We start from the raw sequence: 15,863 nt of genomic DNA, 5'->3' as shown, positions 1-15,863 counted from the left end.
GCCAGCCCATCCCCATGCCAGCCAGTGTTCGCCTTGAAAGGAGACACCGTGACGAGCATGCCCCCTATTTGCAATACCCAGATGATCGCCGGCGAATTCGCCCGCCTGCGCCGCGAAAAGAACGCCCGCCACCGCGACATCGCCGAGGAACTGGCCATCTCCGAAGGCGAGCTGATCGCCGCGCACGCCGGGCTGTCGCTGGCCAATGGCGCCTTGCTGGGCGCCGAGCGCCTGCAGGCCGACTGGCCCGCCATCGTCGCCGCGCTGGAGCCGCTGGGCGAAGTCATGGCGCTGACGCGCAACGCCTCCTGCGTGCATGAAAAGACGGGTGTCTATCGACAAGCCAGTCACGCCAACCACGTCGGCCTGGTGCTGGGCGGCGAGATCGACCTGCGCGTGTTCTACCGCCAGTGGGCGCATGGCTTTGCCGTGCGCGAGATGAAAGAACACGAGGTGCAGCGCAGCCTGCAGTTCTTCGACGCCGCCGGCCATGCCGTGCACAAGATTTTCCTCAAGCCGCAAAGCGACGTGGCCGCCTACGATGCGCTGGTGACGCGCTTTGCCGATGCCGATCAAACGGCCGGCATCCGCGTGACGGCGCAGGCAGCGCCGCCGGCGGAACTGCCCGACGCGCAGATCGACGTGTTCGGCTTTCGCGCGGCCTGGGCCGACTTGCGCGACACGCATGATTTTTTCACTTTGCTGAAAAAATATTCGGTCTCGCGCCTGCAGGGCCTGCGCCTGGCCGAACCGCGCTTCGTGCAGCCGCTGGACAAATCCTGCGTGCTCGACCTGCTCAAAGACGCCGCGCTTGAAAAGGTCTCCATCATGGCCTTCGTCGGCAATGCCGGCATGATCCAGATCCATTCCGGGCCCGTGCACAAGATCGCCGTGATGGGACCATGGATCAATATCCTCGATGCGCGTTTCAACCTGCATTTGCGCGAAGACCATATCGCCAGCGCCTGGGTGGTGAAAAAGCCCACCGTCGATGGCCTGGTGACGTCCGTCGAACTGTTCGACGCCAAGGGCGACACCATCGTCATGTTCTTCGGCGAACGCAAGCCGGGCACGCATGAACTGTGCGAATGGCGCAATGTCGTCGAGCGCGTGGCGCGGGAGGGCGAATTATGCGCCGCATGATCGCTGCCAGCGTGGCGCGCCGCATCGCGCTGAAAAAGATGGGGGCGGGAGCCTTGGCCCTGGCCGCACCGATGCAGGTGCTGGCCGCCGTGTCCGACGCCGGCAAGCCCGTGGCGAAAGCACGGCGCATCGTCAGCGTCGGCGGCGCCCTGACGGAAATCGTCTACGCGCTCGATGCGCAGGCGGAACTGGTGGGCGTCGACACGACCTCGCTGTATCCGGCCACGGCGCAACAGCTGCCGCAGGTGGGCTATGCGCGCACACTGTCGGCCGAAGGCGTGCTGTCGCTGGCGCCCACGCAGCTGATCGCCACCGAGGAAGCGGGGCCGCAAACGGTGCTGCGCCAGGTGCGCGACGCCGGCGTGCCGGTGGCGGTGCTGAATGCGAATAACCAGTTCGAAGGCTTGCTCGAACGCGTAAAACAGGTGGGCCAGATCACGGGCCACGTGGAACCCGCCGCGCGCCTGGCGCAAAACCTGCGGCAGCAGTGGAGCGGCGCACTGGCCAAGGTGCGCAAGCGCCAGCATGCACCCGTGCGCGTGCTGTTCATCCTCGCGCACGCGCCGAACCAGGTGATGGTGGGCGGGCGCGAGACGGGCGCCGACGCCATGCTGGCGTATGCGGGTGCCGTCAACGTGATGGGCGGACAGGGTGGATTTGCCGGCTACAAGCCGCTGACGCCGGAAGCGGTGATCGCCGCCCGGCCCGACGTCGTGCTGGTGACGGACCAGGGCCTGAAGGCCTCGGGCGGGGTGGACGGCATCTTGACATTGCCAGGCCTGGCGCAGACGCCGGCCGGCAAGCAGCACCGCATCGTCTCGCAGGAAGCCATGCTGCTGCTGGGCTTTGGCCCGCGCATGCCGCAGGCGCTGGCGGACCTCGACGCCGCCTTTGCGAAAGCCATGGCCGCATGAATGTACGCGCGATGACGCCGGCCATGTCCTGGCGCCTGTCCGGGCACATGCGGCGCTGGGGCGCCGCCGGCCTGCTGGCTGCGGCGCTACTTGCCGGCCTGCTCATCGCCGTGCAGGCGGGCGCCGTGCCCGTGACACTGGCAGACTGGCTGGCGCCAATGCAAACTGGCGACGAGGCGCTGTCCGGCGGCGCGTACGTGCTGTGGCATATCCGCTTGCCGCGCGCGCTGTTTGCCGTGCTGATTGGCGCCGCGCTGGCGCTGGCCGGCGGCCTGACGCAGGGCCTGTTCCGCAATCCGCTGGCCGACCCGGGGCTGCTGGGTATCAGCAGCGGCGCCGCCTGCGCGGGTGCCGCCACCATCGTTTTCGCGGCCAGCCTGCAGGTGGCGCCCGAGCTGCGCGTGTGGCTCTTGCCCGCCGCCGCCTTTGCCGGTGCCATGCTCATTTGCGTGCTGCTCGACCGGGTCGCCCGCTGGGCCACCCCCGGTTCCATCGTCGGCCTGCTGCTGACAGGCGTGGCGCTGAACGCCATCACGGTCGCCGTCATGGGCCTGTGCATCTACATGGCCAGCGACGACCAGTTGCGCACCCTGACTTTCTGGACTTTGGGTTCCTTGTCGGCCGGCAGCTGGCGCCAGGTGGCGGCCCTGCTGCTGGTGCTGGCGGGCGCCCTGTGGGCCACGCGCTTCCTCATGCGATCACTCAATGCGCTGGCCCTGGGCGAAGCGCAAGCCTTGCACGTGGGCGTCGACGTGGGCCGCTTGCGCACGCAAGTCATCGTGCTCGTGGCCGCATTGACGGGCTTCGCCGTGGCCTGGTGCGGCGGCATCGGCTTCATCGGCCTGATCGCGCCGCACCTGGTGCGCACCTGGCTGGGCGCCGACCAGCGCCGCGTGCTGCCCCTGGGGATGCTGGCCGGCGGCTTGCTGCTGCTGTTGGCCGACACCCTGGCGCGCACGGTCGCCATTCCGGCGGAAGTCCCCGTCGGCATTTTCACGGCCCTGCTGGGCGGGCCATTCTTCCTGATGCTGCTGCGGCGCTTTCGCCACAGCACCGCCTAGCAGCGACGACCATGACGCCTTTACTTGAACTGAGTTTTGCCACCACCCGCCTGGGCCAGCAGTATTTCGGCCCTTTTAATCTGCAGGTGGCGGCGGGCGAGCGCATCGCCATCCTCGGCCCCAGCGGCGCGGGCAAGTCGACCCTGCTGAAACTGATGGCGCGCGAATTGCGCCCGCAGGCGGGCAAGGTGCTGTTCGCCGGACGGCCGCTGGCGCAGTGGCCGCTGGCGGAGCTGGCCTTGCGCCGCGCCGTGCTGCCGCAAGGCTCGAACGTGGCATTCGGCCTGCTGTCGGACCTGGTAATCGGCCTGGGAAGGGTGGCGCGCCTGGTCGACCCGCAGCTGGAGCGCATCGTGCAGGAGGCGGCGGCCCTGGCGCATGCCACGCATTTGCTGGGCCGGCGCCTGGACAGCATGTCCGGCGGCGAACAGGCGCGGGTGCAGCTGGCGCGCATCTTCGCGCAGATGTGGGATGTGGAAGGGGGCTTGATACTCGTCGACGAACCGCTGGCCGCGCTCGACCCGGGACTGCAGTTCGATCTGCTCGACAGCCTGGAACAGTTTTGCGCCGCGCGCGGCCATGCCGTCATCGCCATCCTGCACGACATCAATCACGCCTTGCTGGGCTTCGACCGGCTGCTGCTGGTGCGCTCGGGCCAGCTGACGGCCGACATTCCCGCCAACGCCGACGCCGTGCCGGCGCTGGCCGCGCTGTATGGCATCGCCCTGACGACGGCCACCAGCAGCGATGGCCATGTCTGCGTCATCCCTGCCAGAAGCGCCGTGCGCCGGGCCGCCTGAATTATTACCAGACGTCCGCCGCACGCGGCCGCGCCATCTGGCCGCCGCCCAGCAGCCACACCATCAGCGCATCGGCCTGTTCGCGCGTGGCCGCCACCTCCTGCAGGATGCCGAAGGCCTTCATGGCGCCGGCCGCCATGGCTTGCAGCTGCGCGCGTTTTTCCCCGTCCGGTTCGATCGAGACGAGACCCCGGCAAATGGCGGCCAGCGCCACCTTGTGATGCTTGAGCCACAGGCCGCGCCGCTTGCGGTCGGCGTGCGCCTCGTCGCTGCGTTTCTCTTCGAACAGCATGACGAACGGTGCGCCATGGCGCAGCAGGGCGTCCATGTCGTTCTCCCACAGGGGCGCATAGCCTTCGACGGCCGTTTCAGGGCGAAAGCGCACGATGGGAAAGTCGCTGACGTCGTGGATGGAAAAGTGTGCGGGATTCGGTTTCATGGTGTCGTGCCTTCCAGGGTGGATGAGGGGGATTGCCAGCCGCCGCCCAGCGCCTTGTAGACCTGGACCAGCGACAGCGACGCGGTGGCGCGGCTGTCGACCAGCGCCGCCTCGTTGTTCAATAAAGTGTTTTGCACGTGCAGCACGTTGATCAGGTCCGCGCCGCCCTGGCGGTACTGCAGTTCCGCGCTGCCCAGCGCGCGCCGTCCCTGCCTGACGGCTTCATCGAGGCTGGCCTGGCGGCGCTGGTTCGCCTGGTAGCCCGAGAGCGCGTCTTCCACCTCGTGCCAGGCGGCCAGCACGGTCTGGCGGTAGGCGATGGCCGCTTCCTGCTGCTGCGCCTCGCGCAATTGGAGCTTGCCGCGCAAGCGCCCGCCATCGAACAGGGGCACGCTGAAGCCGGGGCCGAGGGCGAAGCGTTTGGCGTCCCAGCCGATATCGGACAGCTGCATGGCTTGCAGGCCGACGCTGCCCGACAGGGTAATGCGCGGATAAAAGTCGCCATGCGCCACGCCGACATTCGCCGTGGCCGCGTGCAGCTGCGCTTCGGCGCGGCGGATGTCGGGACGCCGTTCGGCCAGGCCGCTGGGCACGCCCAGCTGCACCTGCATGGCGACGGCCGGAATCTCCTGGCTGGCCGCCAGTTCCGCCCGCAAGCCTTGCGGCGGCAGCGCCAGCAAGAGGGCGAGGGCATTGCCCAGGCGCGCCACGCGCTGCTGCAGCGGCGGCAGGCGCGCTTCGATGGTGGCCACGTGGGCGGCCGCTTCGGCCACGTCGAGCTGCGTCGTCGCGCCTTCCTGCAGGCGGATGCGCGTCAGCGACAAGGTGTGGCGGGCGATGTCGAGCACCTGCTGCGTAATGGCCAGGGTTTGCTGCGCGCCGCGCAATTCGATGTAGTCGCGCGCCGTCTCGGCCAGCACGGCCAGCAGCACGCCGCGCTGCGTTTCCAGCGCCACGTCGACCCGCGCATCGGCCGCTTCCACTTCGCGCCGCACGCGGCCCCACAAGTCCAGTTCCCAGGCCGCGTCAAGGTTGCTTTGCCACAGGTTGTAGGCGGACTCGCCGTTGTTGCGCGACGGGTCGCTCAAGCCCTGTTCGCTGTTGCGCGCGCGGCCATAGCTGCCATTCGCGCCCAGCGACGGGCCTTGCGCGGCGCCAGCCACGCCGCGCGCGGCACGGCTTTGTTCGAGGCGGCTGGCGGCCGCCAGCAGGTCCAGGTTGGCGCTGGCGGCACGCCGCACCAGCGACGATAAAGTGGTATCGCCGAAGCTGTCCCACCAGCGCTGTTCGATGGCGGCATCCTCGCTTGCGGTGAAGCGGGCGTCTTGCGCCTGGCGCCACTCTTGTCCCAGTGCGCTGTGCGGGCGCTGGAAATCGCTGCCGACGCTGGCGCAGCCGGCCATGCCCATGGCCGTGACGAGTATCAGTGCTTTCATCGCGCGCTCACCTGTGTCAACGCTGGACGGCGCGCAGCTGTATCGATGCGCACTTCGGCCGACATGCCCACGCGCAGGCGGACGTCGTTATCCTGGCCGGGATCGAGCGCGATCCGGACGGGGATGCGCTGCACCACCTTGGTGAAATTGCCGGTGGCGTTTTCCGGCGCGATGGCGGCAAACGTCACGCCCGTGGCGGGCGCGATGCTGTGCACCTTGCCGCGCAGGAGCACGCCCGGATAGGCGTCGACGGCGATGCTGGCGCGCTGGCCCTGGCGCACGTGCGTCAGCTGGGTTTCCTGCAGGTTGGCGACGACGAAGCTGCGGTTCAAGGGCACCACGGCCATCAGGCTGGCGCCGGGCGCCACCAGGGCGCCGACGCGCACGGCGCGGCGTCCGACGATGCCGTCGATGGGCGCGCGCAGCTGCGTGTGCGACAGATCCAGTTCGGCGCGTTGCAGGCTGGCCTGCGCGCGCAGCAGGGCCGCTTCGGCCGCGCCTTGCTGCGCCTGCAAAATGTCCGTCTGCTTGCGCGTGGCCACGAGGGCGGCGCGGTTTTGCGCCAGGCGCGCGCGGCTCACGTCAAAGCGCGATTGCGCCTGCTGGGCGTTCTGCACGCTGCCCGCGCCCTGGCCGGCCAGGTGCGTTGAACGGGCCAGCTCCTGTTGCGCCAGTTTATCTTCCGCCTGGTTGGCGTCGACCAGGGTGGTGGCCTGATCGATCACCGATTGCTGGCGCTGCACCGTGGCGCGGGCATTGGCCAGCTGCGCCTCGGCGCCGGCCACGTCGGCACGGGCCGAGGCGGCGGCGGCCTGGTAGTCGCGGTCGTCGATGCGCGCCAGCAGCTGGCCCGCCGTGACAGCCTGGTTGTCGTCCACCAGCACTTCGCGCACGATGCCGCCCACCTTGGGCGAGAGCACGGTGTAGTCGGCGCTGACGAAGGCGTCGTCGGTGCCTTGTTCTTCGCTGCGGGAAAACAGCAGCTGCCAGGCGCAAAAGGCGAGGGCGCAGGCCAGCAGGGCCAGGCCGAGAAGAAAGGCGCGTGAGCGCAGTATGGTTGTTTGCATGGTGTAGCTCTTTCGTTAAATAAAAGTCAGGCGGCGCGCGGCGGAAAGACGCGCGTCGGCAGGATGGGAATGATCACAATCATGGCCAGCGCGATGGCGGCCACGGTGAGATACAGGTCGGACGAGGTCAGGGTGACGACTTGCGCATGCATGCGCTGCGCCAAACCTGGCACGTCAACGGCGGCCGGCAGGTTGCCGAGGCGCTCGCTGAGCACCGTCGAATGAAAGTGGTTGCGGCGCGTGATCAGCGCATCGAGCACGCCGGTGGCGACGACGGCCGACATGCCCTTGATGGTGTTGAACCAGGCCGAGGCAAACGGACCGTCCTGCGGCGCCAGGCCCGTGGTGGCCAGCAGCAGCAAGGGAATCACGGCCATGGGCTGGGCGAAGATCTGCACGGCTTGCAGCAGGTAGAAATGCGTGCGGATCCAGTCCGGCGACATGCGCGCGCCCAGCACGCAGGACAGGGCCAGCATGCCCAGGCCGATGGCCAGCACCCAGCGGCAGTCGACGGCGCGGATATTGCACAGGGCGGCCACCAGCGGCAGCGCGATCAATTGCGGCAGTGCCACCATCAGCATCACGGGTGCCGTTTGCAGCGGACGGTAGCCATGCACCTGCGCCAGGTAGGACGAAGGAATCAGGATTACCGCCAGCAGCACGAACAGCACGCCGCCCAGGGTCAGCAGGGCGTGGCTCAGGTTGCGCCGCGACAGCAGCTGCAGCTTGAAGAAGGGCAGCGGGTGCGACCACTCGTTGACGAGGAACAGCACCAGCAGCACGGCGCCGCCGCCCAGCAGCACGCAGATCAGCGGCGAATGGAACCAGTTCAGGCGCTCGCCCTGCAGCATGCCAACCACCAGCATGCTGATGGCGGGCAGGCCAAGCAACAGGCCGCGCCAGTCGAACTGGCGCAAGCGCTCCAGGCGCAGCGGGTCTTGCGGCAAGCCCCAGGAGACCATCAGCAGTGCGACGATGCTGCCCGGGATGACTTGCCAGAAGGCCCACTGCCAGCCCAGGGACTCGGTCCAGAAGGCGGCCAGCGGCGTGCCCAGGCTGGGGCCGAAAGTGGCGCTCAGCGCATAGCCGCCCAGGCCATACAGCTTGATGTTGGGTGGCAGGAAGCGCAGCGCCACCGTCATCAGCATGGGCGGCAGGGCGCCGCCGGCCGCACCCTGCACCACGCGCAGGATGATCAGCATGGGCAGATTTGGCGCGAAAGGGCATAGCAGGCCGGCCGCCATGCAGACGATGATGGCGGCGGCCGTCAGGCGCCGCAGCGAGAAGGTGACGGAACACCAGGGCGCAAACGCCATGGCCGACACCGAGGCGGCCGCATACAGGGCGACCAGCCAGCTGGCGTCGTCGCGCGAAATGCCCATGGCGCCGCGGATGTCGGCCAGCGCGATTTTGGTGATGTTTTCATTCAGGCCGGCCAGCATCACGGCCAGCAGCACGCCGGTCAGGCCGGTGGCCAGGCGCAGGCCGAAGATGGGTGGTGCGGGAGGTGGCGCGGCCGCAGGGACGGCGCCGGGTAGCGGTACAGCGGACACAGGGAACTCCGTGGATGAGGATCAGTCCACGCAGTATAGGTAGCCGTTAATCTTGTGAAAATTGATAATTAAGGAAGTATGAATTGCGTCTGACGCAATGATGAGTGGGGTCGGACCCTATGCGTCTGACCCCGGTCTTTTTCGTTGGCTTTGCCGCCTGGCGCGTGAATTCAGATCAACCCCAATCAAATGCCGGGGTCAGACCCGCAAGGGTCTGACCCCGTGCACAGCTCCTTGATCATGCGGCGCAGCCAGCGGTGCGCATGGTCGTGGTCGAGGCGCGGGTGCCAGGCCTGGAAGACTTCCACGCTGTCGACGGGAATGGGCAGCTCGAAGGTACGCAGTTTGAGCCCCAGCCGCTCGACGATGGGCAGCAGCGGCGTGGGCATCAGCGGCAGCAGCAGGCGGGAATCGGCGACGGCGAAGATGGCTGACTGGAAGTTGGGGCTGATCAGCGAGACGCGGCGCGTGTAGCCCCGCTCTGCCAGGATGGTGTCGAACGGTCCGCGCGCCAGACCGCGGCGCGAGACGCTGATATGTTCATATTCGGTAAAGCTGTCGAGGTTGATGGGGTGGTCGAAAATAGGGTGGTCGCTGCGGGCGATGCCGACAAAGCCGCTGCTAAACAGCTGCTGCAGCTTGATGTCGGGCGCAAAAGCGCGCCGCGCGCTGATGTACAGATCGATGCGGCCAGCGTGCAGGGCGTCGTTTTCAGTGGCGCCATCGCCTTCCGGCACGAAGCGCAGCACCGTGTGCGGCGCGTGCACGGCCAGCAGGTCGCGCAGCTTGCCGCCGTAGGCACCGACAAACACGTCATTGGCGCACAGGCTGAAAGTGCGTTGCAGGGTGCGCAAGTCCACTTCGCGGCCCGATGTGAAAATGGCGTGCGCCTGTTCCACCACGCCGCGCACCTGCTCGCGCAATTCCAGCGCGCGCGGCGTCGGCGCCAGGCCGCGCCCCGAGCGCACGAAGACAGGGTCGCCGATGGCATCGCGGATGCGCGCCAGGGTGCGGCTCATGGCCGGCGCACTCAGGTTCATGCGCCGCGCGGCGGCCACGGCGCTGCCTTCCTCGAGCAGGATGTCGAGGGCGACGAGCAGGTTCAGGTCTGGGAGTTTCATGCGCCGATTATAGCCCGGAGGCCAGCGCCAGCGCTGCGCCGGCAGGACGCCGGCGCAGAGAGGATGCTACTGTGTGATTACTCGGCTGCCGGCTCGGCGCCGCAGCATTTCTTGTATTTCTTGCCGCTGCCGCAAGGGCAGTCGTCGTTGCGGCCCACTTTCGGCTCTTCGCGCTTCAGGGTTTGCACGGGAGCCTTGCGGCGCGGCACCCAGAATCGGTGGATGGCCGGCAGGTTCGCTTCCAGTTCCTGCGCCAGTTTGTGCGCCTTGACCGGGTCTTCCACCAGTTTCAGCTCTTCTTCCTTGATTTCGTCGGCGCCCAGCAGGTAGATCGGCTGCATCAGTTCGGCCACTTCGGAATCCCAGATTTCGTTCCACGAGCCCGGACGCAGTTCCATGCCGTCCCAGAAGCCCCAGCACCAGGCTTCGGCGTCGATCAGGGTCTGGCCTTCGTAGTCGTGTTCGACGAACAGGGCTTCGAATTCTTTCGGCGCCACTTCAAACGTCACCAGTACTTCGTTCATGAAGCGCATGATCAGGTTGACGATGCGTTCTTCTTCCTTGCTGTTCTTGAATTTCGGTGCATCTTCGGCATCTTCGCCCCACACGCGCGGCAACCATTCGGCCGGCATGATCGGTTCCGGGCCGATGGCCACGGCCGTCAGATAGCCGTGCAGCATATCCATGGTCATGGCATCTTCGGAGCACCGGTCCGACAACAGGAATTGGTCTAATTCGTCAAATTCTTTTTCTGATAATGGCTGTTCGAGTTGCATGGCTTGCTCTTTGATTGAATGTAAGGCGCCAGTATACGCCTTGCTGCGGCTTACCGCCCAAGTGTTTGCACCGGCGGCCCGCGCGCGCCTTACAATGTCGCTCATGCACAATGAAAACCAGCCGCACGAGGACGACCGGCCCGTCCATCCCTTTTCCGCCCTGAGCCCCGACTGCGTGCTCGATGCCCTCGACAGCGTGGGCCTGCGCGGCGATGGCCGCCTGCTGGCCCTGAACAGCTATGAAAACCGCGTCTACCAGGTGGGTATCGAAGACAGCGCGCCCCTGGTGGCGAAGTTTTACCGCCCCCTACGCTGGAGCGACACGGCCATCCTGGAAGAACACGCGTTCGTGTCCGAGCTGGTCGAGCGCGAAATCCAGGTGGTGCCGGCGCTGGAAATCAACGGCAGCACCCTGCACCAGTTCCAGGGCTTTCGCTTTGCCGTGTTCCCGCGCCACGGCGGCCGCGCGCCGGAACTCGACGATCCGCACACGCTGGAATGGATAGGCCGCTTCATCGGCCGCATCCATGCCGTCGGTGGACTGTCCGCCTACAAGGAACGCCCGGCGCTCGACCCGGCCACCTTCGGCGTCGAGCCGCGCGACTTCCTGCTGGCAAACGACTTCATCCCGCCCGAACTGCTGGCCGCCTATTCCAGCGTGGCGCAGCAGGCGCTCGATGGCGTCAAGCGCTGCTACGAGCGCGCCGGCGACGTGGCCGTGCTGCGCCTGCATGGCGATTGCCATGGCGGCAACGTGCTGTGGACGGACGCCGGCCCGCACTTCGTCGACTTCGACGACAGCCGCATGGGACCGGCCATCCAGGATCTGTGGATGATGCTGTCGGGCGAGCGGGGCGACATGGTGCGTCAGATGAGCGACATCCTGGCCGGCTATGAAGACTTCTGCGATTTCGACCCGCGCCAGCTGTACCTGGTCGAGGCGCTGCGCACCCTGCGCCTGATCCACTATTCGGCCTGGCTGGCGCGCCGCTGGGACGACCCTGCCTTCCCCGTCGCCTTCCCGTGGTTTAACACGCAGCGGTATTGGCAGGACCGCATCCTGGAATTGCGCGAACAGGTGGCCTTGATGGATGAAGCGCCGCTCTGGCCAATTTAAGCGCGCGATAAAACGCCCATGGCGGCGTTGCATTGCCTGGGCGTACTACTCGTACTGTCTTCGGCAATGCGCCTTGCCCTGAGCATTTTCTCGGACGCTTCAATCCCTGGCAAATCCTGAAAAGAGCGGTAAAACTGGCTCTTCTTGCCGCGCTGATTTGTGCATGCCTGTTCGATAATGGTGGTAATAAATTCCCATAAGCAACGGAATTCACCCGAATAAGCGAGAAATCATGCAAGCACAGCAAAACCAGCGCCAGGCCGCCTCCCTCACCGTCGCGTATTCCGCCGACGACGAGTTCGACCAGGACAGCATCGTCTCGCTGCATGATTTCAAGGACCTGGAGCGCAAGGCGGAAGCGCCGGCGCCAGTGACTGCCGTCGCGGCACCCGAGCCGCAGGCCGAAGCGGACGCGGACAGCGACGTCAAGCCGCCCGCCGCCGACCGCCAGAAGATGGAACTCAAAGCCATCCATGAAGCCATCGCCCGCGTGGAAGCGGAAGCGAAGGCCACCTGCGCCGCCGAAAGCCGGGCCCTGGCCGAAGCGCGCGTGCGCTCGCTGGCCGAGGACCGCGCCGCCATCGACGCCGCCGCCGCTGCCGCCGCGCAGCAAAATGCCCAGGCCGCCGAAGAAGCCATCGCCGCCAACCGCGAACGCCTCGACACCATGCGCGCCGCCGCGCAAGCCAGCGTGGCGCGCCTGGAAGCCGTCAAGCAGGAAACGGCCGAATTGCGCGCCCGCGTGGAGTCCGACAATGAAATCCGCCTGGCCGCCGAACAGCGCGCCCGCGCCGAACAGGAAAGCCGTCTGCGCGCCAGCGAGCAGGTGGCCGTGCAGTCGGAACTGGCCGAGCAGGCGGCCCGCGCCGCCGAGGAATTGCAGGTGCAGACGGAACAGGCGCGCCTGCAGGCCGTCGAGCGCGTTGCCGCCGTGCAGGCGGCCAAGGAAGAAATGGTGGGCATCGCTTCGGCGGATGCCCGTGTCGCCGTGCTGGCGCGCGAACGCGAGCGCCATGCCCACGGCGCGCGCCAGACGGCGCAGATGCTGGCCGAAGCGGAAAGCGAAGCGCTGGAATTGACGGTGCAGCGCGAGCGCGCCGACCAGATCGCTTTGGAATCGGCCTTCAACCGCGCCGCCGCCGAAGTGCGGGCGCTGGAAGAGGCACGCGCACTGGCGCACCTGGAACAGGAACGCGAAGCCATCGCCCTGGCGCAGGCGGAATCGGAACGCCATGCGGCGCAGTCGCTGCATCTGCGTCTGCAAACGGAAAAGGAATTGCGCGACGCGGCCATCCACCGCGAACGCCTGGAAATGGTGGCCGCCGCCAGCGCGCAGGCGCGCCGCGACGCCGATGTGCGCATCCTGGCCGCCACGGAAGCGCGCATCGAAGTGGACCGCCAGCTGCGCGCCGTGGCACTGGCCCGCGTGACGGCCGAACAGGATGCGGAAATCGCCGGCCATGCCAGGCTGGAAGCGGAAACGGCAGCCCTGGAACAAACGAAATTGCGCGAAGCGGCCGAGCAGGCCGCCGCCGTTGCCGCCGCGCTGGAACTCGACGAGCAGCGCCGCGCCGCCAGCCTGGCGCACGAACGCGCCGAACAGGCGCGCCAGGCGGCGCAACTGGCCGCCAGCCAGAATGACGCCGAACAGGCCGCGGTAGATGCCGGCACGGCGCAGTTGGCCGCGCAGGAACAGGCGTCGCAACTGGCGCAGGACAAGGCACACGAGGCAGCCCGCTTGCTGCAAGCGGAGCAGGAGCGCGTGGCCGCCGAACAGACGGCCATCGCGGCCCTGAAAGACAAGCTCGCAGCCGAAGCGCTGGCGTTCAACGCGGCGCAGGAACGCATCCATGCCGAAGCGGCACAGGCGCAACTGCTGCGTGGCCAGCACGCTGCCGAACAGGCCTTGCAGCAAGCCGCTGAAAAAGAGGCGCATGCCATCCGCATCCTGCTGGACCAGGCACTCGTCGAAGGCGAACAGAAGGCGGCAGCGGCCCAAGCCGTGCAGGCGCAGGCGCGCCTGGCCGTGGAGCTGGGCCAGGTACACAGCGAGCGCGCCCGCGTGGAAGAGAACAAGGCACAGGCCGCCGATGCGCTGCTGGCGTCGGAACGCGATTTCGTCGCCGCAGAGCGCGAATCGCTGGCGCTGATCGCGCAAAAGCTGGTGCAGCAGCGCCAGACGACAGCCGCCGAGGAACGCGCATCGAACGCCATCGCCGGCCGCCTGGAAGCGGAAAAGCAGGCGACGGCGGCAGCCGAAGCGCGCGCCGTCATGGAACAGCAGGCTCTCGACGCCATGCGCCAGCGCGAACAGCTGGAACTGGCGGCGCAGCAGGCTGCCGGCGAGAAGCTGGCAGCGCAGCAAGCCTTGCTGGCCAGTGCCCAGGCCCACGCCGCCTTGCAGCGCAAGGCCGCCGAAACGACGCTGGCCATGGCCGCCGCCAAGCAGCAGTTGCTGGAACTGGAGATGGCCCGCGCACAGCAGCAGGAACGTGAACTGGATGCCCTGCGCGCCAGCCTGGAACCGCAGAACGGCGCCTTTTCCAGCTCGCTGGCCGCCGCCCGCGCCAAGGCGGAGCAGGTCAGCTCGGCCAGCCTGACGCGGGAAGTGATCGAGCGCTTGACGCAGCCGAATGAATCCCCGGCGGGCGCCGTCTGGCGTTCGCGCTGAGAGCCTGGGAGCCTGACAACCCGATAACAGCCGGGGGCGGACCCTGAAGGTTCGCTCCCAGTCCTGGCTGTGGCTTACGTCCGTATTTCCATCAGAACTTCCGTCCCACCCCCAGCAGTATCACGTCCGCATCGCGGTGGTAATCCGTGATGACCCGGTTCCACGCCAGTTGCGCCACCCAGCGGCGGTTGACGTGGTAGCGGCCCACGGCGGACAGCAAGCCTGTCAGCCGCGCGCCGTGATCCTGCGTATCGCGCGCATCCCAGGCCACGTACGGGCCGGCGCCCATGCCGAACTCCACTTTTTCATTGAGCGAGCGGATCAGCCATAGCTGGCTGGCCACGCCGCGCCGGTGCGCCAGGTCGGTGCTGCCTTCGTCGATGGCCGTGGCACTCCAGTCCAGGTATTTTCCCACCGCGCGCCGGTATTCGAGGGTGAAGGGACGCGACGTCTCCGAGCGGAAGCTGTTGACGATGGTGTGCCCCGTGGAGAAGGTAACAGTGTCGTCGTGCGCCCAGTTCTGCAGATGCAGCTTGGCGCCCGGCACGCCGTCATAGCGGTAGCCGGCGCCGATCAGCAGGTGGGTGGTGGCGTCCTTGCCACTGGGCACAATGCGGTTCACCTGCGCCTGCGCATACCAGCGGTTGGCGAACTGCCAGCGCGCCTGCAGGCTGATGATGCTGCCCCAGCCGTGGTCATTGTCGAAATTGTGCGGCGCCACGTCGGTCTTGGCCGTGTCAAAGAAAAAATAGCGGCCCACGCCAGCGCCCAGCATCAGGCCCTGGTCGACGTTTTTCGTGCGCAGCCAGACCTGGCCCGCCATGCCGTCGCGGTGGTGGTCTTGCGGATGGCCTTCATTGATGTAGGACAGGCTGACGGCATTGTAATTGCCCACCGGCTGCGTGTAGCTGATGGCGGCCACGAAGGTGCGCTCGTCGGTGGCGCTGACTTTCAGGCCGCCGGCCATGCCGGACAGGTCCTGCGCCAGGACGGACAGGGGAGAGGTGGCGGCCAGCAGGGCCAGGACGGAGAGGCGTAGGCGCATGGTGTCTTCCAGTGAGGTTGATATGCAACGCTGAAGCTTGGCCGGACAGGCGTCATGCGCTAGCGCAAGAATCTTGCACATTTATTACACTAGCAAAATGTTCCAGTCAGAACTAATTGTCTGAGTGTATAAGAAAGTGAGAATGTGTGAGGCACGCAACAAATGCGCAACAAATGCGGAACAAATGCGCAAAAAACGTCTTGCCGGGAATTTATTCTTGCGAAAACTGCATGGCGTGGCGGGATAGTGCGGGGAGGGAGGGCGCCGGCCGGGAAAGGCAAGCCGGCGCCGGACTGCGGGAACGGCGCTGTTACTGGCTCAACACGACCTTGTCGGCATAGTATTCCGTCTCGCCGAAGCATTGCGTCGGCACGCCCTTGTGCTGGCTGTAAGTGACGAGGATGCGCTTGCCGGCCGCGGCCGTCAGCTGCTTCGCCACTTCCTCGTCGCGCACGCTGAACTGGAATTTTTCCGGGATGGTGCCCGGCAGCGCCGTCAGCAGCAGTTCACCTTCCCAGGTCTTGCAAATCCAGCCCCGCTTGGAGAACTTTTGCAGGTAGCCCGCCCGTTCGCCTTCCGAGTACGAGAAGCTGAGGGCCATCCACGTATAGGCGGACAGCAGCAGGAAGCCGGCCACGAGGAAGATGACGAAGGCGAAGGTGACTTTTTTGGTCGTAGGGGTCATGTTGACTTTTATCGTTAAATTGAAGAAAACCCGGG

14 protein-coding genes are annotated in these 15,863 nt (G+C 66.9%); 6 read left to right on the top strand and 8 right to left on the bottom strand.

Annotated features, from left to right (window positions below; genetic code table 11):
- The first annotated feature begins 57 nt into the window (after positions 1-57).
- Genes ACQ4WR_RS25695 through ACQ4WR_RS25680 form a run of 4 tightly spaced genes read left to right on the top strand, consistent with a single transcriptional unit; the run spans position 58 to position 3,918 of the window.
- A complete protein-coding gene (locus ACQ4WR_RS25695; protein ID WP_436490772.1) occupies positions 58-1,143 on the top strand; it encodes a hemin-degrading factor in 1,086 nt (361 codons plus the stop codon).
- Positions 1,131-2,057, top strand: coding sequence for a heme/hemin ABC transporter substrate-binding protein (locus ACQ4WR_RS25690; protein WP_436490743.1), 927 nt, complete (start codon positions 1,131-1,133; stop codon positions 2,055-2,057). Before ACQ4WR_RS25695 ends, ACQ4WR_RS25690 begins: the two co-directional genes overlap by 13 nt.
- Positions 2,054-3,118: a FecCD family ABC transporter permease gene (locus ACQ4WR_RS25685; RefSeq protein ID WP_436490741.1), complete on the top strand. Its 1,065-nt coding sequence runs from the start codon at positions 2,054-2,056 to the stop codon at positions 3,116-3,118. The genes ACQ4WR_RS25690 and ACQ4WR_RS25685 overlap by 4 nt, the downstream gene beginning before the upstream one ends.
- Before the next feature lie 11 nt (positions 3,119-3,129).
- Positions 3,130-3,918, top strand: a complete 789-nt coding sequence (locus ACQ4WR_RS25680) for an ATP-binding cassette domain-containing protein (protein ID WP_436490739.1) — start codon at positions 3,130-3,132, stop codon at positions 3,916-3,918.
- Positions 3,919-3,922: 4 nt separating this feature from the next.
- On the opposite strand, the gene ACQ4WR_RS25675 is transcribed toward ACQ4WR_RS25680, so the two are convergent.
- From ACQ4WR_RS25675 to ACQ4WR_RS25650, 6 genes are all read right to left on the bottom strand, one after another.
- Positions 3,923-4,357, bottom strand: coding sequence for a hypothetical protein (locus ACQ4WR_RS25675; protein WP_180979652.1), 435 nt, complete (start codon positions 4,355-4,357; stop codon positions 3,923-3,925).
- Positions 4,354-5,793: an efflux transporter outer membrane subunit gene (locus tag ACQ4WR_RS25670; RefSeq protein ID WP_436490738.1), complete on the bottom strand. Its 1,440-nt coding sequence runs from the start codon at positions 5,791-5,793 to the stop codon at positions 4,354-4,356. The genes ACQ4WR_RS25675 and ACQ4WR_RS25670 overlap by 4 nt, the downstream gene beginning before the upstream one ends.
- A complete protein-coding gene (locus ACQ4WR_RS25665) occupies positions 5,790-6,860 on the bottom strand; it encodes an HlyD family secretion protein (protein ID WP_436490736.1) in 1,071 nt (356 codons plus the stop codon). Before ACQ4WR_RS25665 ends, ACQ4WR_RS25670 begins: the two co-directional genes overlap by 4 nt.
- A 26-nt stretch (positions 6,861-6,886) precedes the next feature.
- Complete coding sequence (locus ACQ4WR_RS25660) at positions 6,887-8,413, bottom strand: MFS transporter (RefSeq protein ID WP_436490734.1); 1,527 nt, start codon at positions 8,411-8,413, stop codon at positions 6,887-6,889.
- A gap of 185 nt (positions 8,414-8,598) precedes the next feature.
- Complete coding sequence (locus ACQ4WR_RS25655) at positions 8,599-9,534, bottom strand: LysR family transcriptional regulator (protein WP_102299607.1); 936 nt, start codon at positions 9,532-9,534, stop codon at positions 8,599-8,601.
- 77 nt (positions 9,535-9,611) lie between these two features.
- On the bottom strand, positions 9,612-10,310 hold the full coding sequence (locus tag ACQ4WR_RS25650; protein WP_102294997.1) for a UPF0149 family protein: 699 nt from the start codon (positions 10,308-10,310) through the stop codon (positions 9,612-9,614).
- Between the two features lie 103 nt (positions 10,311-10,413).
- Between ACQ4WR_RS25650 and ACQ4WR_RS25645 the strand changes: the two genes are divergently transcribed.
- Together ACQ4WR_RS25645 and ACQ4WR_RS25640 are read left to right on the top strand one after the other, a co-directional pair.
- Positions 10,414-11,427 carry a serine/threonine protein kinase gene (locus tag ACQ4WR_RS25645; RefSeq protein ID WP_436490732.1) on the top strand — a complete coding sequence of 338 codons (1,014 nt, stop codon included), beginning with the start codon at positions 10,414-10,416 and terminating at the stop codon, positions 11,425-11,427.
- A gap of 232 nt (positions 11,428-11,659) precedes the next feature.
- The gene (locus ACQ4WR_RS25640; RefSeq protein WP_436490731.1) at positions 11,660-14,098 is read left to right on the top strand and encodes a coiled-coil domain-containing protein; all 2,439 of its coding nucleotides are present in this window, start codon (positions 11,660-11,662) and stop codon (positions 14,096-14,098) included.
- A gap of 91 nt (positions 14,099-14,189) precedes the next feature.
- Here ACQ4WR_RS25640 and ACQ4WR_RS25635 read toward each other — a convergent pair whose 3' ends face one another.
- Entirely contained in the window at positions 14,190-15,143 is a 954-nt protein-coding gene (locus ACQ4WR_RS25635) for a hypothetical protein (RefSeq protein ID WP_436490730.1), read from the bottom strand.
- A 310-nt stretch (positions 15,144-15,453) separates the two neighbouring features.
- A complete protein-coding gene (locus ACQ4WR_RS25630; RefSeq protein WP_076570635.1) occupies positions 15,454-15,828 on the bottom strand; it encodes a DUF8785 domain-containing protein in 375 nt (124 codons plus the stop codon).
- Positions 15,829-15,863: the final 35 nt, after the last annotated feature.

It is taken from the genome of Janthinobacterium amylolyticum, assembly GCF_051380655.1.
Classification (GTDB): Bacteria; Pseudomonadota; Gammaproteobacteria; order Burkholderiales; family Burkholderiaceae_D; genus Janthinobacterium.
Note: the sequence above shows the minus strand (reverse complement) of the source record. Positions and strands in the feature narration are given on the sequence as shown.